The sequence below is a fragment of the Brachybacterium sp. GCM10030267 genome, assembly GCF_042666875.1.
GTDB lineage: Bacteria > Actinomycetota > Actinomycetes > Actinomycetales > Dermabacteraceae > Brachybacterium.
Genome location: NZ_JBHTCX010000007.1, coordinates 328,302 through 349,542, shown reverse-complemented (window position 1 = coordinate 349,542; position 21,241 = coordinate 328,302). Strand labels below are relative to the sequence as shown.

The window sequence follows — 21,241 nt, the reverse complement described above, 5'->3', positions numbered from 1 at the left end:
GGACCCGGTCCTCACCTTCCGCACGAACGCCACCCCGTTAGTATCCCGAATCACCCACCTCGACCCACAAACCTCCAGGTCAACGGGTTGATAGCTCGCCAGCGACATCACCGTGCATCAAGTCAGGTGTCGCCGGCCGCGAAGCATCCGGGTTTCCTCCATCAGAGCCGACGGCCATCCCCCCTGTGTCGGCGACCGGTGATGCGTACCCTCGACGGCATGGACGGCATCTTCCAGACCATTCGCAACATCGGCTTCCGACGCGGTCCGCGGCGCATGGTCGCGGGCATCGGAGGCGGCCTCGCCCAGAAGTTCGGACTCAATGTGTGGCTGGTCCGAGTGCTGCTGCTCGCCTCGTTCCTGCTGCCCGTGCTGGGCGTCGGGGCGTATCTCGTGGCATGGATCTTCCTTCCCTGGCAGGACGGTCGCATCCCCTTGGAACGGGCGCTGGGAGCCTGATCCGTACGACGCGGCTCGTACCCGTTCGGCCAGGACCGGAGCCAGGTCTACCCGTGCGTCTGGCCTTCACCTGATTCACGGGCCCGGCCCTTGACCTCGTCCGCACCGTCGGCCTGCTCGGCATCCCGCGCGGCATATCGTCCCTTGCCGAGGAGCTTTCGGCCGCGATCCATCGCGACTCCGCCCACGGCATTGGCCGAGCTGCTGGCGCCTCGCACGACGGACAATGTGCCGGAAGCTGCGTTTCCCGCGGCCCCTCCGATTCTCTCTCGTGCCGCGGCGAGGCGCCCCGTTGACGGCTCCGCTGCGCTTTCCGCCGCCGAGAGCGCGCTCCTGTAGTCGGCGGCATCGACACCGGGAGGTGGTAACTGGCGAAGGTGCTGCTTGAGCCGTGCGGCCTGGCTCCGCAGCGAGACCAGAGTCATGCCTCCCGAGATCACACCCCCTGCGAGCGGCACCGTCTTGGTGACGGTCTTGGCGAACGAGTCCTTCGTGATCTTGATGCCGATGAGTTTGAGGGTGCTCTTGACGGGCCCGTACCAGAGAGTCTTCGTCAGCGCCCTCTGCGAGAGCTGCTTCTGGATCGCTGGACGCGCCACCTGCGCGGCAAAGGTCGTCAGCGAAGCCGAGGCGCCACCGACTCCCATCATGACCCCCAGGAACACGGCCAGCTTGCCCAAGGTCTCGTCATCTATTTCGTCGAGATCGGCGATGAAGTTCTGCCACCCATAGAAATAGGCCAGCTTCTGCATCACACGGAATGCATGCACGTAATACTGGGTGATATCGGCAGGGACCGTCGCAAGCATCGTGAATCCACCAGGAATTCCCGCGGCGAACGATAACGTCGCGGCCTTGTTCGTCTCGAAAGAGATCGACGCGCCGGCGAGTTCGTCGAGCTGAGCAATGGAGATACCCGCTTGCACCGGTGTAGTTGCCACGGCACGGTCGATGGTCGCGCCGTCGAGGCCAAGCTTACGCAGTTCCTGACGCAAGAACGAAGAACGGTCGACTCGGACTCCACGGATACGTATGACCTTCTTGAGGAATTCCGCAGCGAAGGAGATCGCCTCCGCATCCTGCTGGCGCAGCGTGTCGTCGAACGCCCCACCGGGATCCGGTGCTTCCAGATCACCACCGACCCCGGCTACCTCGTTCTCCCGATCGACCATGGCGCCTCTTCCCCTTGTCACGTGATCCCCGCGGGAGGAGTTCATAGGCCCCTCGAGCCACAAGTATGAACTATTGACCGTCACACCCGATCTCTACCGGGTCCCGACGCTCGCCTCTCGTCGCGGTGGCCGTAGAGTCCCCTCATGCCACCGTCCACGAACACCACCGTCACCGTCGCCGCCGATGGAGTCGGGGCCGTCTCCACAGTCCTCGGCGGCCTGCTGACGATCGCACCGCTCACGAGCGGGCGATGGCTCGGTCTGGCCGATACCGACGCCGGTCATCGGCGCCTGCTCGGCATCACCGACCTCGGCCTCGGCATCACGATCCTCGCCGGCCGATCCTCACCCCGGCGATGGTGCGCCGTCGCGTCCCGAAGCCTGCTCCACGTCGCGTTCGCCCGCGAGTACTCGCGGCACGGTCGCCGATCCGCCGCCGTCGCGATGTGCGCACTGTTCGTCATCGATGCTGGGATCGCCGCGGGACTCCGCGTGGGGCGTCGTTCCGTTTGATACTGCCGCTGCGTTCCGGCACGGAGTGCCATCACGCCGGAGTCGCGTTACCGCTCCGCGTGGTCTTCGCCGACGATCGACGTACTGATGGCGTCTTCCTGCGCGACGTCCCCGGACGGGATTCCGGGGTGGAGGCCGTCGCGATGCGTTCCGTCGGAGCGGTTCCCGCCACCGTCGATTCTGAGCCGCGAGACGATTCGGTAGCGCTCGCCCTGGTGGACGGAGTGGACGTACGCAGCAACGTGTCCGGCGGTCTCGGTGGTGGGCCGGTCGAACAGCAGCGCCGGCGACAGCTCCGGGGCGTCCAGCAGATAAGCCTCGGTGACACTGAAGACTGGCGGCTCGATCGCCTGGACCACCTCGTGGACGCGCCATCGTGGCGGCCACCGTCTTCCTCACGACGCGCAATCGTCGCCGCGAGGCCACTCTGCTCCAGGACGCGGGCACCGCCCTGGACGGCCTCGCCGAGCAATAGGGGTGGACCTATGTGGCTGAGACCGCGCCACGCCCGGGGCACGGCGAAGTCGGGGAAGAATGTCTCGACCATTCACTCCCGGACGTTCTGGTCCGGGGACGGGACCGTTTCGACGGCCGGATCTGTCGAAGGATCGCCGTCGCGGCCGAGGCAACGCACGCGCAGCTGGTCGAGGGCATCGGCCTCGTGGGTTCCTGCCGCGGCAGAGAAGACGATCAGCGATTGATCCGTGTCCGGCAGCAGCAGCGTCTCGCAGTCCAGGACGAGCGTGCCGAGGGGTGGATGGGAGACGGTCTTCGTCAATGAACGCTGGACGGTCGCACGTCCTTCCTCCCACATGCTCCAGAACCGTTCGCTGCCGCTGATGAGGTCGTCGGTCAGGGCCCGGAGGTCCGGATCGTTCGGGTATCTGGACAACGCGGTCCGCAGAAGCCCGACGAACTGCCGGGCGGTTTCCTCATCTTCGTCCGGCGTGACCGCCACGCGAGCGGCGGTGGTCCCGAGGAAACGCTGCCAGATGAGGTTGGCGCGGCCCTCGGCGGGCTGGTGCAGATCCCCGAGCAACGCGCAGCCCATCGCGTTCTGGGCCAGCACGTCGCCCTTCGCCGAGACCACCAGCACCGGGAGGTCGGTGAGGCGGTGGAGCAGTCGCAGCACGCTCGCTCGCACTGACATCTCGACCCGACCGGCAAGCGGCGGAACGCTGCCGGCGAGACGGAAGACCAGGTCGCGCTCATCGCGCTCGAGCTGCAGGGCGGAGGTGAGTGACTCCAGGACCTGGTCCGACGGGCGGGATGCGCGCCCCTGTTCGAGACGCACCACGTATTCGACGCTCAGGCCGGCGAGCTGCGCCACTTCCTCGCGCCGCAACCCGGTGACCCGTCGCCTGGGGCCGGCCGGGAGCCCGACGTCCTGCGGGCGGAGGCGGGCCCGGGCTGAGGTGAGGATCTTGGCGAGTTCGGCACGGTCCATCGGCTCAGTCTCGCACCCACATTCCGCGCCGGGCCCGGGCCCGGACCCGCGATGGTGGTATCGGCGCTCCTACTCTCAGGCGTGCCTGGATGACATGACAGCCGGCGAGCACAGTCGAGGCATGAACACCACACCGGATACATCAACCCATCACGCCACCACAGTTCTGATCACCGGCGCCAACAAGGGCCTGGGCTACGAGACGGCCCGGCGCCTCGGCGAGTTCGGCTGGCGAGTCTTCCTCGGCGCACGGGACGAGGCACGCGGCCGAGCGGCCGCCGACGCCCTCGCCACCGGCGGGGCCGACGTCACCTTCATCCCCCTCGACGTCACCTCCGACGAGTCCGTGGAAGCCGCCGTCACGGCCCTCGGCGCGCACACCGATCGTCTGGACGTCCTGATCAACAACGCGGGTATCACCGGCGAGAGCGTCGGCCCGCTGGACGATCTCCTCACCCCGGAGACCACCCTGCCGCAGCACCTGATCCCGGTCTTCCGGGTCAACGTGCTCGGGCCGGTCCGCGTCACCCATGCGTTCCTCCCCCTGCTGCGAGCCGCGGAGGACCCGCGGGTGGTGATGGTGAGCAGCGGCGCGGGGTCGCTGACGGTCGCGACAGATCCTTCCCGCCTCGAAGCCCAGGTGGGCCACCTGCTGTATCCCGTCTCGAAGTCGGCGCTGAACATGCTGACCGTGCAGTACGCAAATGGCATCCCCGACGTCCGGTTCAACATGGCCGATCCCGGCTTCACCGCGACCGACCTCAATCATCACCAGGGCAGCCAGACGGTCACCGAGGGCACCGACGCCATCGTCGAGCTCGCCGTCGCCTCCCCCGGACCCAATCGGGCCTACCGCGACCGCAACGGCGTCGTCCCGTGGTGACGACGACTCCACGAGCTCTGACGGGATCGATGATGAGTGACTCCCCCGTGCCGACCTATTCGATGGCCGAGCGCACCCGTCGCTGGGACCTGCTGCGTGCCTTCATGCGCCGCGAAGGGTTCGACGCGATGCTCGTCGTCGGCGAGCACGAGGATGCCGGGCCCGCACCGTTCGCCTACGACGCGTGGATCACCAACGCTCGCGCGGGCACGACGGTGATCCTCGCCCGCGATGGCGACCCGATCGTGCTGCTTCCCATGGAGATGTTCACCAAGGACCACCGCGAATCCGCACGCCGGGGCGAGGCGATGTGGGTACCGCCGGAGAATCTGCGGATGCCCCGGGACTCCACAGTGGTCGCCCGCACTCTCCACGAACTCGGACTCGCTCGAGCGAGGATCGGCGTCATCGGGCTCGAGCTCTACCCGCCGTGGCATCCCGAGGGGATCATCCCGTACGGCCTGTGGAACCCGCTGCTCCGCGAGTTCCCCGACATCGAGTTCACACCCGTGGGGATGGCGGTGTCCCGACTGATCCTGCCGCTGGGTGCCGAGGAGATCGCCGTCGTGCGCCGCTCGGCCGAGATCGGCGATGCGATGGCGCGAGCCATGGTCGAGACTGCTGCGGTCGGTGTGCCGGAGAGCGAGGTGTACGCGGCGGGCATGGCAGCCGGCTATGCCCGGGGCACCACACCCGCGGCCATGCATTTCTGGTCAGGCCCCGACCCGCTGGCCTCCGGGCTCCCTCCGTGGAGCTACCGACCTCAGACGCCGCGCACCCTGGCCGAGGGCGACATCATCTCCGCGGAGGTGTTCAGCAACGTCGGTGGCCGGCACAGCCAGCACCAGGTCACCATCAGCATCGGTGAACCGCAGCCGGACCTGCTCCGCGCCGCCGACGTCGCCAGAGCGGTCTATGACGCCGCGCTGGAGGCGCTGCGTCCCGGCCGCAGCTTCGGCGAGGCGGTGGAGGACCTCCGGGCGCCGTACGCCGACGCGGGGGGATGGGAGTTCGGACCCAGCATCCACACTCTGAACCCGATGATCGCGGCAGGTGGGTTCCCTCGCGAGACCAGCCGCCTCATGGCAGCCGCCGACGCGTACCCCTCAGAGCCCGACCACAGCCCGACCATGAGCGCCGACATGCGCCTCGAACCCGGGATGACCTTCGCCCTCGAACCCAACTACGTGATCGGCCGCCGACTGGCCTACCTCGGCGGCACCGTGATCATCGGAGACGACCGACCGATCGAGCTGAATCCATACACCGCCCGGATCCTCGAGGCCGGGAGACCGTGAGCCGAATCAGTCCTCCCGACGGATCCGACGGTCACGCAACGGCGTGCGGTGGCACGGAGAGAACCCTCGTGAGGGCCGACCTGCACCTGTGGAAAGGAAGCATCGTGAGACAAGAGCCAGAAGCAGTCCAGCCGACACCTGGAGGTACGACGAACCTGGGCGACCACCCCGTCGCGCGCATCGGATACGGAGCGATGCAGCTGGCGCACGCAGATGAGGCCACGGCGCACGCCATCCTGCGCCGCGCCGCGGAACTCGGCGTCAACCACATCGACACCGCATCGTTCTACGGCAACGGCAGGGTCAACCGGCTCATCCGCTCGGCGCTCGCGCCGTACCCGAGCGACCTCGCACTGGTCAGCAAAGTAGGCGCCCGCTTCGACGCCGGCCACACCCCGACGACGGTACCGGCGCAGCGTCCGCACGAACTGCGCAGCGGCGTCGAAGATGATCTGCGTGAGCTCGGCACCGAGCGCATCACCGTGGTGAACCTGCGCCGCATGGACGCCGGGCCCGGGTTCGTGGACGAGGGTGGTGGCGGCGTGCCGCTCGATGACCAGCTCGCCGAGCTCGTGGCCCTCCGCGATGAGGGGAAGATCGGCGCCATCGGCCTCAGCAACGTCAGCGCCGCCCAGTTGCAGGCCGCGCTGACGGCGGGGATCGTGTGCGTCCAGAACCTCTACAGCGTCCTCGACCGCCGGGACGAGGCGCTTCTGGAGATGTGCCGGAGGCACGACATCGCCTGGGTGCCGTTCGCTCCGCTCGGATCGGCGCTCGACCACATCCCCTCGCCCACCGAGCATCCCGTGGTGAAGGAGATCGCCGCTCGCATCGGTGTCACATCCGCGCAGGTCAGCCTCGCATGGGTGCTCGCACACGCCCCGAACACCCTGCTCATCCCGGGCACCGGAAGCATCGAGCATCTGACCGAGAACATCGCCGCCGCCGACGTCCGCCTCTCGGCCGCCGACATGTCGGCGCTCGACGCTCTCACCTCGAACGCCACAGCTCGCATCCGCTAGTCAGCATGGACCGGGCCGCGCTCGACACCCTGACCCGCGAGGACGGCAGCAATTTCTCATCCCATCCCTTCCATCGCGACTGAACATTTGTTTAGCATGCTGATCATGCGTTCAGACCTCACGGCCCGCGCCCGAATCCGCGATGCCGCCCTCGAGCGCTTCGGCACCGAGGGCGTGGCCCGCGCGACGATCCGCGCCATCGCCGCCGACGCGGACGTCTCCCCGGCGCTGGTGCTGCACCACTTCGGCTCCCGCGACGGGCTCCGCGCCGCATGCGACGCGTACGTCATCGAGACCATCCGCGGGAGCGCCGGCCGTGAGAGCCAGCTCAGCGACGTCGGCCGACTGGCGGCCAATCTGCAGGGCGCGACCGGGCTGCGCCGCTACCTCGCCCGCACCCTCATCGACGGCACGGCCGGGGCCAACACGCTGTTCGACGAGATCGTCGAGGTGACCGCGGCCGAACTGGCCACCGGAGAAAGCGCCGGCTGGGCGCAGCCGAGCTCGGACCCGCGGGCCCGGGCTGCCGTCTACGTGAGCTGGCTGCTGGCACCCCTGGTGTTCGGCGATCACCTCGCGCGCGCCTTCGGCGTCGACGACCTGCACTCCCCGGACGCCACCGTGCGCTACTCGCACGCGATGGTCGAGATGCTCACCCGTGGCGTTTTCACCGACGACGACGCCCTGCAGGCCTGGGACGCCCTGACCGGCACTGCAACGTCCGATCCGCCCGCACCCGACGACGACCGCTCCCCCACCTGGCCGCCTCCGTCGGCGAGGACCACGCCGCCCGCAGGCGTGGAGAAAGGACCGTGATGACCGACCTGCATCTGTCCGACCTGCTCACCACACGGGACCGCGACGCGTTCTGGGCCGAGATCGGCACCGAGCCGCCGGTCCGCCGCGCGTTTTACTTCGACCAGTCGCACGTCTGGCTGGTCACCGGTTACGACGAGGCGACAGCCGTGCTGAAGGACCCTGCATCGTTCAGCAACGACATCAACACCCGGCAGGACACGGTGGACGTGGCAGCGGCTGCCGGCTTGCCCGATGACGTCGCGCCGTACATGACGGAGACCCTCGGCGCTTATGATCCCCCGGACCACGCCCGTTTGCGGCGCCTGGTCTCGCGAGCGTTCACCGTCCGGCGGGTGGAGTCCCTGCGACCCCGTATCCAGACCATCATCGATGAGCTGGTCGACGACTTCCCGGACGAGCCGTTCGACGTCATCGACCGCTTCGCCCTGCCCCTGCCGGTCCGAGTGATCTGCGAGCTGCTCGGTGTGCCGGACGAGGACGCCCCGCGCTGGCAGCAATGGTCGTCGGGCCTGACGGCGCCGGACCCGACCGTGATCGCCGACAGCGCCCGCGGCCTGGTCGCCTACATGTCCGAGCTGATCGAGCGCAAGCGCACGCACTCCGATGACGCTCTGCTCAGCGCGCTGATCGAGGTGCGGGAGTCCGACGGCGACCGGCTCAGCGACCGCGAGCTGATCTCGCTGTCGCTGACGTTGTTGCTGGCCGGGCACGAGACGACGGTGAGCGTGCTCAGCGAGGGCCTGCTGCTTCTGCTGACCCGGCCGGAGGAGCAGCGGCGCCTGCGAGGCGACCTCGACCAGGTGCCAGTCGCCGTCGAGGAGATGCTGCGGGTCGCCGGCCCGGCAGAGATCGCACCGATGCGCTACGCCAGGCGCGATGTCGAGGTCGGCGGCGTGAGGATCCCCGCCGGCGACGCAGTGCAGATCGTCTACGCGACGGCCAACCGGGATCCGCGCCGCGTCGAGGCGGCCGGTAGCACCGACCTCGCCCGTGAAGACAATCCCCATCTCGCGTTCGGCACCGGGATCCACTACTGCCTGGGGGCGTCGCTGGCGCGTGCGGAGGCCGACCTGGCCTTCCGGACGCTGCTGACGCGGTTCGAGGACCTGAGCCTCGCCACCGACGCCGACCAGCTGCGCTGGAAGCCGGGCATCGCACGCCGGCTCGAGCACCTGCCGGTGACAGTGACCCGGGCCGCGAGGCCCCGCGGCTGGTGATCTGCGCCGGAGACGGAGCAGTCCGCGGGGAGTCCGGGACCGGGCGGATAGGTAGGGTGCCCTCCGATGGAGCTTCTCGTGCCGATCCTCTTCGCCTTTGTCTTCGTCGCCATCGTGGCGGCTGCCGTGCTGCTCATGACGCGCGGCCGGCGTCGCGAGAGTGCGCTCCTCCAGGATTCGGACACGGCCCTGCACGACCTCGCCGAGCGGTGGGGGTGGACTTATGAGGCCGAGGAGACCGGCTTCGCGGATCGGTTCACCGGGTTCCCCTTCAGTCAGACGGCTCGCGGCCGCATCTCGCGGGAGATGCTGCACGGCTCATTCCGTGGTCGCCAGGCCGTCTGCCTGCTCTACGTCCCGACGCCGATGACCGTCGGCGAGCGCCGGACGTACCGGCGCCACTACCGGGTCTTCACGCTCCAGCTGGCTCGCGAGGTGGCGACGCTGCAGGTGACTCCGACCGCGCGAGATGTCCGGCCGCGGGGCGACGACGCGTTGGCGCAGCGGGTCCTCTCGGCGGAGGTGCGCACGGCGGTGCGCGAGCGCGGGCTGCCGATCCGGTTCGAGGGCGATGTGCTGATGACGTGGTTCGAGCAGAAGCACTCGTTCGGTCCGGCCGAGGTCGAGGCCGGGTTCGCGTACCTGGACGAGATCGCCGATCTTCTGCCCGAGGAGCTCGGCGGAACCCATTGTCGGCCCGGGTGACCGAACGCGATAGGCGCCACCATGGCGCATCGGTCGCGCTGCCTCCCGCCCCATGGTCGAGCGCGAGATCGTCGCGGATGAGGCCGGCTTCGTTCCCAGTCACGGCCTGACTCTCGAACCATGGCCTGATGCCGTCGCGGCAGCTTCGATACGCAGCGGTATTCTGCGCGAAAGCGGCTGGCGCAGAACACGAACGTGCACGTCCGACTATGACCGCTGGAGACTCTGCCGGCACCGACGAGGGTAGGCCCGGCGGACGCCCTCCGGCACGCCCTCGAGGAGCCGACATGACGCAGTACATCATCTACTTCAACCAGCAGTGGGTGGGCGAGCACAGCCCCGAGTCGATAGCCGAGCGCGGCCGGCGGGCCCATGACGTCGTCGAGGAGATGAAGCGCGCTGGCGTCTACGTGGTCGCGGGCGGCGTCGACGAGAACCTCGACAACGCCTTCAGCGCGGACGACACGGGCGGGACCCTCGTGATCACCGACGGCCCATACCCCGCGCAGGATGCGCGCCTGGGCGGACTGACCATCGTGGACGTGGCCGACGACACTGCGGCAAAGCTGTGGGCGGGCAAGCTGGCCGAGGCATGCGGCTGGCCGCAGGAGGTTCGCCGGATCTTCTGACTCGTGAGGCGCGTCGTCCAGGCGCGTCCTCGATGTGCAGATCTGAACCCGCGCCGCCGATCGCCCGCGCAGACCGTTGCCGGGCGCTCTCCGGCCAGGCTCCACTGCGACATCTGGGAGCTCTCCGATCTGCCGCGATCCCGGATGCACGTGCACACGGGCACATTCAGGACTGTCCGGGTCCACGATCCGTGACCTTGTACGGTTCACCCTTCTGGTCATAGGTGATCCATTCGCCGACGGGCTCGCCGGCGTCGAAATGCCCTGAACGCTTGAGCGTCCCGTCCTTCCGGTACCACTCCCAGTACCCGACCGGTACATCGCCGTCGACCTTCCCCCTCGACCAGCGCGACGCTCCGTCCGCGTGATACTTGATGAGGTATCCATCGACGAACTCAGACTGCTTCTTCGGTTCAGCCATGCTCACATCATTCCACTGCCGGTACAGCGGTCTCGTGCCGTGGCAGCGACCGCACCGTCGTGCGCAGGCCTCGGGTCAGGCGTGTGCAGGGGTCATACGCTGGCCAGGGCGGAGAATGGTTGGCATGAGGATCGGGATTCTGCGCACAGTGCTCCTGTCGCTCGCCTTCCTGGCGATCGTCGTCGCGTCGGGCATGCCGCTCGTGTCGGTCGAGGGCGACGGCGGCGGCAACACCCCAGACTGGCACCCCTACGGAGTCCTCTCCGACCCGGCGCATCCAGTGTCGTTCCTCGTGTACGCGAGCATCGTTCTCACCGTGGCCGCGGGCGCGGTCACGTGGGTCCGCCCCGGCCGAGGCGTCGCGGACCGGGCCGCCGGGGCCGTGCCGGCGGCACTCGCGGTACTCGTTCTCGTCCTCGCCGCCGCGTGGCTGGGTGCGCAGGAGAGCTTCATGACCTGGTCAGGTTGGGACGAGGTCAACGACCGCGAGATCGGCGGCATGACGGTCATGCGCCCCACCAGATGGGTCGCCCTCCTGTGGTTCGCAATCGCCTGCCACGCGGCCGCAGGGCTCCTCGCTCTCATTCCCAGAGGACCGAGGCCCTCGACTCCTTCGCAGGGCATACCGCGTTGAGATAACCGGTGGGCCGACGACGTTGAACCCCGGAGCCCTCGACGACCCCCGTGTAGAGAGCGGAACGGAAGCCAGGGCGATTCAGCCGCGCCTCCTCGCTGTCGTTGACCGCATCGACGCCATCGTGCCGACCGCCTCGTACGCGGCGACTCCGACGCGCCAGCCCCGCGCAAGGCCACCGGCGAGGACAGACTCTTCGACCACATCGACGGACAGGTGCACCGAACCCGTACGCGCCGCGAGGATCTCAGCCACGCTCTTCCCGACGCCGGGAAGCCCTGAGATCATCCCCTTGACGCTGCATATCGGTGTTCGAGGCGAACGCGACATAAACGGGAGTCGCATCGTCGTATCGAAGCGGGCGGAGATACGCCACACCATCCGGCGTCACCCCTTCACGACCCACGGGTCGACCAGCTCGACGCCGGTGTACGCGAAGTCCTTCACATTGCGCGTCGCACAGATCGCTCCTTGCGCGAGGCAGATCGCGGCGATCTGCGCGTTGGCCGTGCTGATAGGTGCCCCCACGCTCTCCCGAGCCACGAGCACTTCGGCATAGCGGTCGGCCGCCGGGTCGTCGAACGGCAGCACCGAGCGACTCCCTCGATACGGCTCGAGAGCGGCTTCGACGCGCCTCGTCAACTCATCTTTGCGTCGACCGTCGGGGAGTCGCCGGACACCCGCCAACAGCTCCGCGAGCGTGACGGACGTGATCGCGACATCACCCGTCAACGACGCGAGCCAATCCACCACATGCGCCTCCGGCGACGGCCGGAAGATCTCTGAGATGACGTTCGTGTCGAGAACAATCACTCGAAGTCCACCGCCCGCGCTGCGTCGTCACGCGCGGGGACCTGCAGGTCTTCGACTCCGCCAACGTCCTGCGCAGCTGACAGCAGCGCCATCCCGATGTGCGGCCGTCGAGCCGCCTTCGTCAGGATGTCGCGAACCTCCGCCTCCATGGAACGACCGTGCTCCTTCGCCTGCGTGGCGAGCCGCTGCTTCACTGCGTCGTCGAGCCCACGAACGATGATGGATGGCATCAGCGATCACCTCCTCTGATATCAGGCATGATAGCGCCACCGCAGTGAGCGCACCAGGCACTGTGGCACGCGCCTGATACGGATACCGCCCCAGCCGCCTCGTGCCGAAACGACCAGCGCTGTGTCCGTCGACGGGCACTAGTCACACGTTGAAGCGGAACTCCACCACGTCCCCGTCACGCATGACGTAGTCCTTGCCCTCCATGCGCACCCAGCCCTTGGCCTTGGCCTCGCTCATCGAGCCGGCCTCCATGAGCTGGTCGAACGAGACGATCTCGGCCTTGATGAAGCCGCGCTCGAAGTCGGTGTGGATGACGCCGGCGGCCTGCGGGGCGGTCGCGCCCTTGGGGATCGTCCAGGCGCGCGCTTCCTTGGGGCCGGCGGTGAGGTAGGTCTGCAGGCCCAGGGTGTCGAAGCCGACGCGTGCGAGCTGGTCCAGACCGGATTCCTCCTGGCCGGTGGATTCGAGCATCTCGGCGGCTTCCTCGGCGTCGAGCTCGATCAGCTCGGCCTCGAACTTGGCGTCGAGGAAGATCGCCTCGGCGGGGGCCACGAGCGCGCGCAGCCGCTCCTGCATCTCGGTGTCTGCCAGCCCGTCCTCGTCGGTGTTGAAGACGTAGATGAAGGGCTTGGCGGTCATCAGCTGCAGCTCGCGCAGCTCGGCGACGTCGATGCCGGCGGCGTCGGCGCCCTGGTAGAGGGTCTTGCCGGTCTCCAGCAGTGCCTTGGCCTTGGTGACGTTCTCCAGCACGGTCGGCTCGATCACGCCGCGCTTGGTGTCCTTCTCCAGGCGCTGCAGCGAGTTCTCAATCGTCTGGAGGTCGGCGAGGATCAGCTCGGTGGTGATGATCTCCATGTCACCGGAGGCGTCGACGCTTCCGGGCACGCGGGTCACGTCGGGATCGGAGAAGGCGCGGGTGACCTGGCAGATGGCCTCGGCCTCGCGGATGTTGGCCAGGAACTTGTTGCCCAGGCCCTCCCCTTCGCTGGCGCCCTTGACGATGCCGGCGATATCCACGAAGGAGACGGTCGCGGGGACCACCTTCTCGCTGTCGTACATCTCGGCGAGACGGCCGAGCCGAGGGTCCGGCAGCGGGACCATGCCGACGTTGGGGTCGATGGTCGCGAACGGGTAGTTCGCGGCGAGGACCTCGGCGCGGGTCAGGGCGTTGAACAGGGTGGACTTGCCGACGTTGGGCAGTCCGACGATTCCGATAGTGAGAGCCACGGGAGGAGATTCTACGTGCCACCGCAGCATCGTCACGGTTCCCAGCGGTGAGCCACTGCTCTCAGATCAGGCAGCCGCGCTCGGCGCGGTCACGGCCGGGAGCTCTGGCGTGCACCGGGTCGCATGGTTCCCGGCAGCGTCCCAGCACTCCCGGCCGGGCAGCGCCACGATCCCCGCTCAGTAGGCGACGGTGAAGTGTCCCCGGCGGTGCGCAGGCTTCTCGATCTCGTCGACGATCGCCAGCGCGAGATCCTGGCCCGAGATGAAGGAGCGCCCGTCCTCGTCCCTCATCAGCACCTCGCCGCCGAGGCGGTAGCTGCGTGTGGCCTCGCCCGGCGCGAAAGAGCCGAACTCGGCAGGCGGGCTGATGAAGAACCAGTCCAGATCCTCGTCGGCCGCCTTGAGGTCTTCGAGCACGCTGTCGAGCTCGCGCGGCTCGTCCTTGACCTCGAGCGGGAAGTCGGGCGAGTCCACGAACTTCGGACCCCCCTCGGCGACCAGCAGGGAGCCGGCCCCGCCGATGACGCCGAAGCGGACGCCCTTCTCCTGCGCGAGGCGGGCGACGGTCTTCTCGATGCCGCGCAGCGTGCCGGGCTCGGCCATATCCCCACGCGGTGAGAGAGCGGAGACGACGACGTCAGCGTCCTCCAGGATGCTCGCGATGAAGGACTCCTCGCGTACGTCCCCGGTGCGGTACTCGACGCCCTCGAGGGGATCGGACGGTGCGGTGCGGCTGACGGCGAGCACGTCGTGCCCGCGCTCGGCGGCCTCTGCGGCGAGGTGCCCTCCGGCGTAACCGGTGCCTCCCAGGATGACGATTCGCGACATGACCATTCCTTCCCGCGCCCGCAGGGCGTCCGTCGGCCGGCGGATTGCCACCGTCAGACCTCGCAACTGATTGAACATTGGAGAAACTACTCGCGGTGAGAACGAGACGTCAATGCACGCTCCCGTCGACGTGCAGCGTGGCCCCGACCGAGCGAGGTCGTTCTCGCCGCCTGCCCCCGATTCGGCCTGCGGAGCCCTGTTGCGCGATTACCGTGAGGACATGGCGACCTACCCCTCCCCCGGACCTGGACGGCCCGCATCCCGCAGCAAGCTGCCGTGGATCATCGGCGGGTGCTGCGCTCTTCTCGCGCTGGTGACCGCGCTCGTCGCAGTGGTCGGCGGCGTGTGGTTCTTCGCGCTGCGCGAGACGCCGGAGGACGTCGTCCAGCAATACCTGGATGCCTGGGACGCTCGGGACTGCGAAACCTTCGAAGCGGTCTCCACCGAGGACTTCCGGGGCGAGGACTACACATGCTCCAGCTGGTCGGAGCGCATCCAGGAGGAAGATCTGACCTTCGAGACAGAGATCGGCGAGACCACGATCGACGGCGACCGCGCTGAGGTCCGCATCACCGAGGTGATGACCGACTCCACCGGCAGCTATGAGGCCGTCTACGACTTCCTCCTGATCAAGGACAGCGGTGACTGGCTGCTCGACGGCTCCGAGACGGTCAGGGAGTCTCGCCCCGTCTGAGTCCTCGTGAGCTGACGGCGCGTGGCGGCGCTCGTCCGTCGCACCCCCGTGGTGTGCTGGGCCCATGAGCGGTACACAGATGCTCCTGCTGGGATTCCTGCTGGGCGCGGCGTTCGGAGCCCTCGCCACCTGGCTGCTGCTGCGCGAGCGCGCCCGCGTCGCCGGTGAGCAGCAGCGCGCCGAGGCCGAGGCCTCCGGTCAGCTGCTGCGCCTGGCCGACGAACGCTTCGAGCGCGACGTGGCCCGTCGCGACGCGGCGGAGGAGGAGCGCGAGGCGGAGCTGCAGCGCACCCTCGCCCCCATCACCGCCACGCTCTCGCACCTGGAGCGCTCCCTGGCACGGTCCGAGGCGGCGCGCATGGAGGCCGAGGGGGCGCTGCGCTCCCATCTCGACCAGCTCGCACAGCGCGCGCAGTCGCTGGAGACCGGAACCAGCGCCCTCACCGCGGCGCTGCGGGCACCCACGGCGCGAGGCCGCTGGGGCGAGGTGCAGCTGCGACGGATCGTCGAGGCCGCCGGCATGCTCGAGCACGTCGACTTCAGTGAGCAGCTCGCCGGCACGAGGGCCGACGGGGACAAGGGGCAGCGGCCGGATCTGGTCGTGCATCTGGCCGGCGACAGGCACGTGGTGGTCGACGCCAAGGCACCGATGGACGCCTACCTCGATGCGACCGGCGAGACCGACCCGGATCGCGCCGCGGCACGCCGCCGGGCGCACGCCAAGGCGCTGCGTCACCACGTCGGGGTCATCTCGGGCAAGGCCTATTGGAAGGCGCTCGGGGACACTCCGGAGTTCACGGTGCTGTTCGTACCCAGCGACGGTGTGCTCGCGGCGGCCCTGGAGACGGACCCGGATCTGCTCGAGCACGCTTTCGCCAAGGACGTCGTCGTCGCCTCGCCGGCGACTCTGGTGGCGCTGCTGCGCACCGTCGCGCACACGTGGCGCACCGATGCCCTCAATCGGGATGCGCGCACAGTGCTCGAGGCCGGGCGCGAACTGCACCACCGGCTCGGCACGTTCGTCGGCCATCTGGGCAAGGTGGGCCGGTCACTGGACTCATCGGTCGCGGCGTTCAACGAGGCGGTGGGCTCGCTGCAGTCACGGGTCATGGTCACGGCGCGCCGGTTCGAGGACCTGGGGCTCAGTGGTACGGAGATCGACGAGGTCGATCAGCTCACGCGGCGAGCCCGCACGCTCGATGACGCCGATATCGCAGATCTCGCGCGCCCGGCAGAGGCCCGCGCCCAGTCCCCCGATCGCGAGGATCGCGCCGGCTGATCCATGTATCGCGCGTTCCCGCGGGAACGCTGCACTCCGTCGAGACGTTCCCGCGGGAACGTTTTTCGCGGCTGCGTCAGCTTGGAGGGCAGGTGCCCCGCGGCTCGGCGCTCAGGACTCGATGATGATCAGGATTCGGCCGTGGCGTGGCGACCCGAGGGACGCTGGCGGCGGTCGGTCTCACCGCTGGCCTTCATCGACTGGCGCAGCTCACGGGGCAGGGAGAACATGAGGTCCTCCGTCGCGGTCCGCACGGGCTCGACATCTCCGAAACCGCGCTCGGCGAGCTCGCCGAGCAGCTGCTGGACCAGGATCTCGGGCACGGAGGCACCGGAGGTCACGCCCACGGTCTCGATCCCCTCGAACCACTCGTCGCGCAGCTCGGCGACCGAGTCGATGCGATGGGAGGCCTTGGCGCCGGCCTCCAGCGCCACCTCCATCAGACGCACCGAGTTCGAGGAGTTCGGGGAGCCGACGACCAGGACCAGATCGGCCTGGGGCGCGAGGTTCTTGACCGCGACCTGCCGGTTCTGGGTGGCGTAGCAGATGTCGTCGCTGGGCGGGGCCTGCAGCGCCGGGAAGCGCTCGCGGAGCCTGTTCACGGTCTCCATGGTCTCGTCCACGCTGAGGGTGGTCTGCGAGAGCCACACGACCTTCTCGGGGTCGCGCACCGTCACGTCGCCGACGTCGTCGGGCGAATTGACGACCTGGACGTGCTCCGGGGCCTCCCCCGCCGTGCCCTCGACCTCCTCGTGGCCGTCGTGGCCCACCAGCAGGATGTCGTAGTCCTCGCGGGCGAAGCGCACCGCTTCCTTGTGGACCTTGGTCACCAGCGGGCAGGTCGCGTCGATGGTGCGCAGATTGCGCTCCTCGGCCATCTCGCGAACCTTCGGGGAGATCCCGTGGGCGGAGAAGATCACGAGCGACCCCTCGGGGATCTCGTCGACCTCCTCGACGAAGACGGCGCCCTTCTCCTTCAGCCGATCCACGACGAACTTGTTGTGGACGATCTCGTGGCGCACGTAGACGGTCTCGTCGTAGTGCTCGAGGGCCCGTTCGACGGCGACCACAGCCCGGTCGACTCCGGCGCAGTAGCCGCGCGGCTCGGCAAGAAGGACGGTTCCGTTGCTCACGCCCCCATCGTAGGAGCGCGGAGCCGATCACGGCAGGGACGTGGGGCAAGACTCACCAACCCTGCACAGACCCGGTCCCGGGACGTCACCTCTGAGCGTCCGGGGCGGCGCCCCTCGGGGCGCGATCCCGCTGCGGCAGGGTCGTCGCTCGTGTGCGCCCCGGAACGTTCCTCCCCAGGGCATCTGCATCCCCCGAGCCCGGCGGCGGGGCCCACGCTGTCCCACCCTCGTGCCACAGTGGTGCCCATGAGCGAGACCTCCTCCGAACCCGGCGCGAGCGGTGCCGCGGCGCCGCGGCCGGCCCTGGCTCCCACCGCGGCGCTGACCACGGCGGAGAACCCCTGGCCGCTGCGGCAGCTGTCGGTCAAGGTGAGCGAGTACGTCGCCCGGATGTCCCCCCTGTGGGTCGAGGGCGAGATCGTCCAGCTCAATCGGCGTCCTGGCTCGGGTCTGAGCTTCATGACCCTGCGCGATATCGACGTGGACATGTCCTTCTCGGTGCCGATCCGCGAACACGTGCTGCGTGCCCTGCCGATGGAGCCGGTCGCCGGTGCCCGCGTCGTCGTCCATGCCAAGCCGACGTTCTGGACCAAGCGCGGCAGCCTGCAGCTCGAGGCCGACGACATGCGGCCGGTCGGGCTCGGAGAACTGCTCGCCCGGCTCGAGCAGCTCAAGCGGGTCCTGGCCGCAGAAGGCCTGTTCGACGCGTCCCGCAAGCAGTCACTGCCCTTCCTGCCGCGCGTGGTGGGCCTGATCTGCGGCCGCGAGTCCGCCGCCGAGCGTGACGTGGTGGTCAATGCACGGCGCCGCTGGCCGGCAGTGCAGTTCGAGATCCGGGAAGTGGCGGTGCAGGGCACCAAGGCCGTGCGGGAGGTCTCCGCGGCGCTGCGCGAGCTCGACGAGCGCGAGGACGTCGACGTCATCATCCTCTCGCGCGGGGGCGGCTCCCTCGAGGACCTGCTGCCCTTCTCCGACGAACAGCTGACCCGGCTGGTCGCCACCGCGAGCACCCCGATCGTCTCCGCGATCGGCCACGAGGTCGATACGCCCCTGATCGATCTCGCGGCCGACGTGCGCGCCTCCACTCCCACCGATGCCGCCAAGCGCGTGGTCCCCGACATCCAGGCGGAGCTGGAGCAGCTGAACCTGGGACGCACCCGGCTGCGCTCCGCGATCCGTGCCCGGTTGGAGCGGGAGCAGTCCGCGCTGGATGCGATGCGCTCGCGCCCCGTGCTGGAGAATCCCTCGACCATCCTGGCCGGGCGCGCCGACGAGATCCGTTCCCGGATCGCCCTGGCCCGCACCCTGGTGGGATCGCGACTGGACCGCGCCGCCGACCAGATCGACCACCTCGGCCGGCAGGTGCGCTCCCTCAGTCCGCTGGCCACTCTCGAGCGCGGCTACGCGGTGGCGCAGACGGCCGATGGCAGCATCGTGCGCTCCCCGGAAGCAGTCGCCGTCGGGGAGCCTGTGTCGGTGCGTGTCGCCGGCGGACGCTTCGGCGCCCAGCGCACCGAGAACGACCCGTACACGCCGCCGGCGCCCTGACCCTGCCGTCCTGATCCCGTGCCCTCCGACCGTGAAGGAAGCCCATGAACCAGTCCCCTGCCGAGACTCCCACCGGCCCGTCCGACGCCGCGAGCACGGACGATCACCAGGCCGCGGAGACCGTCCCCGAGGTCACTCCCAAGGAGGACCAGCAGCTTCCGGCCGACATCGCCGAGCTGTCCTACGAGGCCGCCCGCGACCAGCTGGTCGAGGTCGTGCGCCGCCTCGAATCCGGTCAGGGCGGCCTCGAGGACTCCATCGGGCTGTGGGAGCGCGGCGAGATGCTCGCCCGACGCTGTCAGCAGTGGCTCGACGGGGCACGCGAGCGCCTCGATGAGGCCGTCAGCGCGCGGCGGAAGGACGACTGAGCCCGGCATTCCGGCCTCGGCCAGCGTGAGCGTGGACGCGGGGAGGTCGTCGAATGGCGGCGCCCTCCACGAGCTTCGTCCCCGGCCCGGCGTCAGGCAGCCGTGCCCTGCTCCATGTCGGCAAGTGCGGCTTCGGTGAGGGTTCGCAGCTCGGCAGGGTCGGCATCTCCATGCACCAGGATTCCGAAGTCCTCTCCCTGGCAGGCGATGCCCCGCTCAGTGGCGTCCCCCTCGCCACCGCGGAGGACCTGACAGCCGGCCCCGCCGATGCTGAGCTCCTCCTCGACCACGGCACCGGGAAGCGCGGAGGAGAGCATGGGCGCGCTGACCTCGGCTTCCTCGGTCAACGTCATCAGGGCTCCCTCCGGCGAGGAGTACTGCACCTGCCAGCGCGCGTTCTCGCCACCGGTGAACCGCGCCGAGCGTTCGGTCCATCCCTGGCCGAGCGCCGGCGCAGCGACCGGGAAGCCGGCCTCGGCCTGCGCACGCTGGGCGCTCGAGGCGACGTCGACCTCGGAGTTCTCCAGCGGTTCGCGATCGAGATCGCTGCCCACGCCGAAGAACGCGATCCCGACAATGACCACCACGGCGACCGTCAAGCTGAGAGCCCACACCATGTTGCGCAGAACCGTGTTCTGCTTCGTGGGCAGTTGATACGCCGATTTCGGCTGCGCAGGCGGGTCCTGGTTCTCCGGCGCGGCAGGCTGAGCGTCGGTCGTCTCATCGGGGGGCACGTGCATGGCCCCATTGTCCCGCACCGCGCCTCCACGGCCGACGCCTCGCGCGCCCGTACCGCTCTCCCGCACGCTCTCCGCCACGGCGGCGGCCCATCGGGTTCGCCCTGGCCCCGGAAACCTGCGATGATCGAGCGGTGACCGCGAGATTCCTCATCGTCGGAGAAGCACTCACTGACATCGTTGTCGGCGCCGACGGCGCCCGTCGTGAGCATCCCGGCGGTTCCCCCATGAACGTGGCCGTCGCGCTGAGCCGCCTCGGCCACACCACCCATCTGCTCACCCACATCGGCAACGATGCTCGAGGCGACGCCATCCGCGCCCATCTCGCCGAGTCCCGGGTCGAGCTGACCCCGGCGAGCTCGCTCGAGGGGCCCACCTCGACTGCTGAGGCCGTGCTGGATGCGAACGGGTCCGCCACCTACACCTTCGATCTGGCGTGGGACCCCGACCCGGCCGGGCTGCCCGAGAACGTCGGCGCCGTGCACACCTCCTCGATCGCCGCCGTGCTGGATCCCGGTGCCGCGACCGTCACGGATGTCCTGCGCCGCGCCCGCGAGCGCTCGACCATCAGCTACGACCCCAACGCCCGGCCGACCCTCATGGGCGATCCGGTGGCGGTGCGCGAGAGAGTCGAGGCGAACATCGCTCTCAGCGACATCGTCAAAGCCTCCGACGAGGACGTGACCTGGCTGTACGACACCGAGGACGTCGAGGACGTGGTCGCCTCCTGGCGCGATCTGGGCCCAGGGCTGACCGTCATGACCCGCGGCGGCGAGAGCGCAGTCGGATTCACCGACGGCGGTCGCGTGCAGGTCTCCCCCGTGGTCACCGAGGCGGTCGACACCGTCGGCGCCGGGGACACCTTCGCCGCCGGCATCCTCGATGCGCTCGCCGACAAGTCGCTGCTGGGCGCCGATCGCCGCGAAGGACTGGCGTGGCTGCCCTCCGACGACGTCGCCGCCGTGCTGCGGCGCGCCTCAAGGCTCGCCGCCATCACCGTCTCGCGGCCCGGCGCGGATCCGCCGTGGAGCCATGAGCTGAGCTGAGCTCCGCCCGCGCTCGGACACCCATCGCCGGGGACCGCAATTCCCCGTCGGCCCCATAGCAACCGCACGACCCGATTCGATCGTCCGACAGCTCGATCGTACGAACAGACTGAGGGAG

General features: G+C 69.1%; 25 protein-coding genes. 15 read left to right on the top strand and 10 right to left on the bottom strand.

Going from position 1 to position 21,241, the window contains the following annotated elements; all coding sequences use genetic code 11:
* The first annotated feature begins 219 nt into the window (after positions 1 to 219).
* Positions 220 to 459, top strand: a complete 240-nt coding sequence (locus ACFQS2_RS06945) for a PspC domain-containing protein (RefSeq protein WP_377019447.1) — start codon at positions 220 to 222, stop codon at positions 457 to 459.
* A gap of 47 nt (positions 460 to 506) precedes the next feature.
* On the opposite strand, the gene ACFQS2_RS06940 is transcribed toward ACFQS2_RS06945, so the two are convergent.
* Positions 507 to 1,631 (bottom strand): hypothetical protein, encoded by a 1,125-nt coding sequence (locus ACFQS2_RS06940; RefSeq protein WP_377019448.1) that lies wholly within the window; start codon positions 1,629 to 1,631, stop codon positions 507 to 509.
* 144 nt (positions 1,632 to 1,775) lie between these two features.
* On the opposite strand from ACFQS2_RS06940, the gene ACFQS2_RS06935 reads away from it, so the two are divergent.
* The gene (locus ACFQS2_RS06935) at positions 1,776 to 2,144 is read left to right on the top strand and encodes a hypothetical protein (RefSeq protein WP_377019449.1); all 369 of its coding nucleotides are present in this window, start codon (positions 1,776 to 1,778) and stop codon (positions 2,142 to 2,144) included.
* A gap of 47 nt (positions 2,145 to 2,191) precedes the next feature.
* Here ACFQS2_RS06935 and ACFQS2_RS06930 read toward each other — a convergent pair whose 3' ends face one another.
* The gene (locus ACFQS2_RS06930) at positions 2,192 to 2,503 is read right to left on the bottom strand and encodes a hypothetical protein (protein WP_377019450.1); all 312 of its coding nucleotides are present in this window, start codon (positions 2,501 to 2,503) and stop codon (positions 2,192 to 2,194) included.
* A gap of 188 nt (positions 2,504 to 2,691) precedes the next feature.
* Positions 2,692 to 3,591: a helix-turn-helix transcriptional regulator gene (locus ACFQS2_RS06925; RefSeq protein ID WP_377019452.1), complete on the bottom strand. Its 900-nt coding sequence runs from the start codon at positions 3,589 to 3,591 to the stop codon at positions 2,692 to 2,694.
* A gap of 121 nt (positions 3,592 to 3,712) precedes the next feature.
* Here ACFQS2_RS06925 and ACFQS2_RS06920 point away from each other — a divergent pair, with 121 nt between their 5' ends.
* The 7 genes from ACFQS2_RS06920 (at position 3,713) to ACFQS2_RS06890 (ending at position 10,164) form a co-directional block, all read left to right on the top strand.
* Positions 3,713 to 4,474 carry an SDR family NAD(P)-dependent oxidoreductase gene (locus tag ACFQS2_RS06920; protein WP_377019453.1) on the top strand — a complete coding sequence of 254 codons (762 nt, stop codon included), beginning with the start codon at positions 3,713 to 3,715 and terminating at the stop codon, positions 4,472 to 4,474.
* A 32-nt stretch (positions 4,475 to 4,506) separates the two neighbouring features.
* Positions 4,507 to 5,772, top strand: coding sequence for a M24 family metallopeptidase (locus tag ACFQS2_RS06915; RefSeq protein ID WP_377019454.1), 1,266 nt, complete (start codon positions 4,507 to 4,509; stop codon positions 5,770 to 5,772).
* Positions 5,773 to 5,876: 104 nt separating this feature from the next.
* On the top strand, positions 5,877 to 6,794 hold the full coding sequence (locus ACFQS2_RS06910; RefSeq protein WP_377019455.1) for an aldo/keto reductase: 918 nt from the start codon (positions 5,877 to 5,879) through the stop codon (positions 6,792 to 6,794).
* Between the two features lie 105 nt (positions 6,795 to 6,899).
* Positions 6,900 to 7,610 (top strand): TetR family transcriptional regulator, encoded by a 711-nt coding sequence (locus ACFQS2_RS06905; protein ID WP_377019456.1) that lies wholly within the window; start codon positions 6,900 to 6,902, stop codon positions 7,608 to 7,610.
* Positions 7,610 to 8,830, top strand: a complete 1,221-nt coding sequence (locus ACFQS2_RS06900; RefSeq protein ID WP_377019457.1) for a cytochrome P450 — start codon at positions 7,610 to 7,612, stop codon at positions 8,828 to 8,830. Before ACFQS2_RS06905 ends, ACFQS2_RS06900 begins: the two co-directional genes overlap by 1 nt.
* Positions 8,831 to 8,896: 66 nt before the next feature.
* Positions 8,897 to 9,535, top strand: a complete 639-nt coding sequence (locus ACFQS2_RS06895) for a hypothetical protein (protein WP_377019459.1) — start codon at positions 8,897 to 8,899, stop codon at positions 9,533 to 9,535.
* Positions 9,536 to 9,822: 287 nt separating this feature from the next.
* Positions 9,823 to 10,164: a YciI family protein gene (locus ACFQS2_RS06890; protein WP_377019460.1), complete on the top strand. Its 342-nt coding sequence runs from the start codon at positions 9,823 to 9,825 to the stop codon at positions 10,162 to 10,164.
* Between the two features lie 166 nt (positions 10,165 to 10,330).
* Here the strand turns inward: ACFQS2_RS06890 and ACFQS2_RS06885 are convergent, their stop codons facing one another.
* Positions 10,331 to 10,585, bottom strand: coding sequence for a hypothetical protein (locus ACFQS2_RS06885; protein WP_377019461.1), 255 nt, complete (start codon positions 10,583 to 10,585; stop codon positions 10,331 to 10,333).
* 124 nt (positions 10,586 to 10,709) lie between these two features.
* Here ACFQS2_RS06885 and ACFQS2_RS06880 point away from each other — a divergent pair, with 124 nt between their 5' ends.
* Complete coding sequence (locus ACFQS2_RS06880; protein ID WP_377019462.1) at positions 10,710 to 11,219, top strand: hypothetical protein; 510 nt, start codon at positions 10,710 to 10,712, stop codon at positions 11,217 to 11,219.
* A 387-nt stretch (positions 11,220 to 11,606) separates the two neighbouring features.
* On the opposite strand, the gene ACFQS2_RS06875 is transcribed toward ACFQS2_RS06880, so the two are convergent.
* The 4 genes from ACFQS2_RS06875 to ACFQS2_RS06860 form a co-directional block, all read right to left on the bottom strand.
* On the bottom strand, positions 11,607 to 12,032 hold the full coding sequence (locus tag ACFQS2_RS06875) for a type II toxin-antitoxin system VapC family toxin (protein ID WP_377019463.1): 426 nt from the start codon (positions 12,030 to 12,032) through the stop codon (positions 11,607 to 11,609).
* Positions 12,029 to 12,262: a toxin-antitoxin system gene (locus ACFQS2_RS06870; protein WP_377019464.1), complete on the bottom strand. Its 234-nt coding sequence runs from the start codon at positions 12,260 to 12,262 to the stop codon at positions 12,029 to 12,031. The genes ACFQS2_RS06875 and ACFQS2_RS06870 overlap by 4 nt, the downstream gene beginning before the upstream one ends.
* Positions 12,263 to 12,404: 142 nt before the next feature.
* Positions 12,405 to 13,490: a redox-regulated ATPase YchF gene (ychF, locus tag ACFQS2_RS06865; RefSeq protein ID WP_377019467.1), complete on the bottom strand. Its 1,086-nt coding sequence runs from the start codon at positions 13,488 to 13,490 to the stop codon at positions 12,405 to 12,407.
* A 177-nt stretch (positions 13,491 to 13,667) separates the two neighbouring features.
* Positions 13,668 to 14,318 (bottom strand): NAD(P)-dependent oxidoreductase, encoded by a 651-nt coding sequence (locus tag ACFQS2_RS06860; protein WP_377019469.1) that lies wholly within the window; start codon positions 14,316 to 14,318, stop codon positions 13,668 to 13,670.
* A gap of 220 nt (positions 14,319 to 14,538) precedes the next feature.
* Between ACFQS2_RS06860 and ACFQS2_RS06855 the strand changes: the two genes are divergently transcribed.
* Together ACFQS2_RS06855 and ACFQS2_RS06850 are read left to right on the top strand one after the other, a co-directional pair.
* The gene (locus tag ACFQS2_RS06855; RefSeq protein WP_377019471.1) at positions 14,539 to 15,012 is read left to right on the top strand and encodes a hypothetical protein; all 474 of its coding nucleotides are present in this window, start codon (positions 14,539 to 14,541) and stop codon (positions 15,010 to 15,012) included.
* A 64-nt stretch (positions 15,013 to 15,076) separates the two neighbouring features.
* Positions 15,077 to 16,291: a DNA recombination protein RmuC gene (locus ACFQS2_RS06850; RefSeq protein WP_377793123.1), complete on the top strand. Its 1,215-nt coding sequence runs from the start codon at positions 15,077 to 15,079 to the stop codon at positions 16,289 to 16,291.
* Positions 16,292 to 16,419: 128 nt separating this feature from the next.
* Here ACFQS2_RS06850 and ACFQS2_RS06845 read toward each other — a convergent pair whose 3' ends face one another.
* Positions 16,420 to 17,424 (bottom strand): 4-hydroxy-3-methylbut-2-enyl diphosphate reductase, encoded by a 1,005-nt coding sequence (locus tag ACFQS2_RS06845; protein WP_377019473.1) that lies wholly within the window; start codon positions 17,422 to 17,424, stop codon positions 16,420 to 16,422.
* Positions 17,425 to 17,670: 246 nt separating this feature from the next.
* Between ACFQS2_RS06845 and xseA the strand changes: the two genes are divergently transcribed.
* Together xseA and ACFQS2_RS06835 are read left to right on the top strand one after the other, a co-directional pair.
* Entirely contained in the window at positions 17,671 to 18,972 is a 1,302-nt protein-coding gene (gene xseA / locus ACFQS2_RS06840; protein WP_377793122.1) for an exodeoxyribonuclease VII large subunit, read from the top strand.
* A gap of 44 nt (positions 18,973 to 19,016) precedes the next feature.
* Complete coding sequence (locus ACFQS2_RS06835) at positions 19,017 to 19,340, top strand: exodeoxyribonuclease VII small subunit (RefSeq protein ID WP_377019475.1); 324 nt, start codon at positions 19,017 to 19,019, stop codon at positions 19,338 to 19,340.
* A 92-nt stretch (positions 19,341 to 19,432) separates the two neighbouring features.
* On the opposite strand, the gene ACFQS2_RS06830 is transcribed toward ACFQS2_RS06835, so the two are convergent.
* A complete protein-coding gene (locus ACFQS2_RS06830) occupies positions 19,433 to 20,080 on the bottom strand; it encodes a DUF4245 family protein (RefSeq protein WP_377019476.1) in 648 nt (215 codons plus the stop codon).
* Between the two features lie 131 nt (positions 20,081 to 20,211).
* Between ACFQS2_RS06830 and ACFQS2_RS06825 the strand changes: the two genes are divergently transcribed.
* On the top strand, positions 20,212 to 21,123 hold the full coding sequence (locus tag ACFQS2_RS06825) for a carbohydrate kinase (RefSeq protein ID WP_377019477.1): 912 nt from the start codon (positions 20,212 to 20,214) through the stop codon (positions 21,121 to 21,123).
* The last annotated feature ends 118 nt before the right edge of the window (positions 21,124 to 21,241 follow it).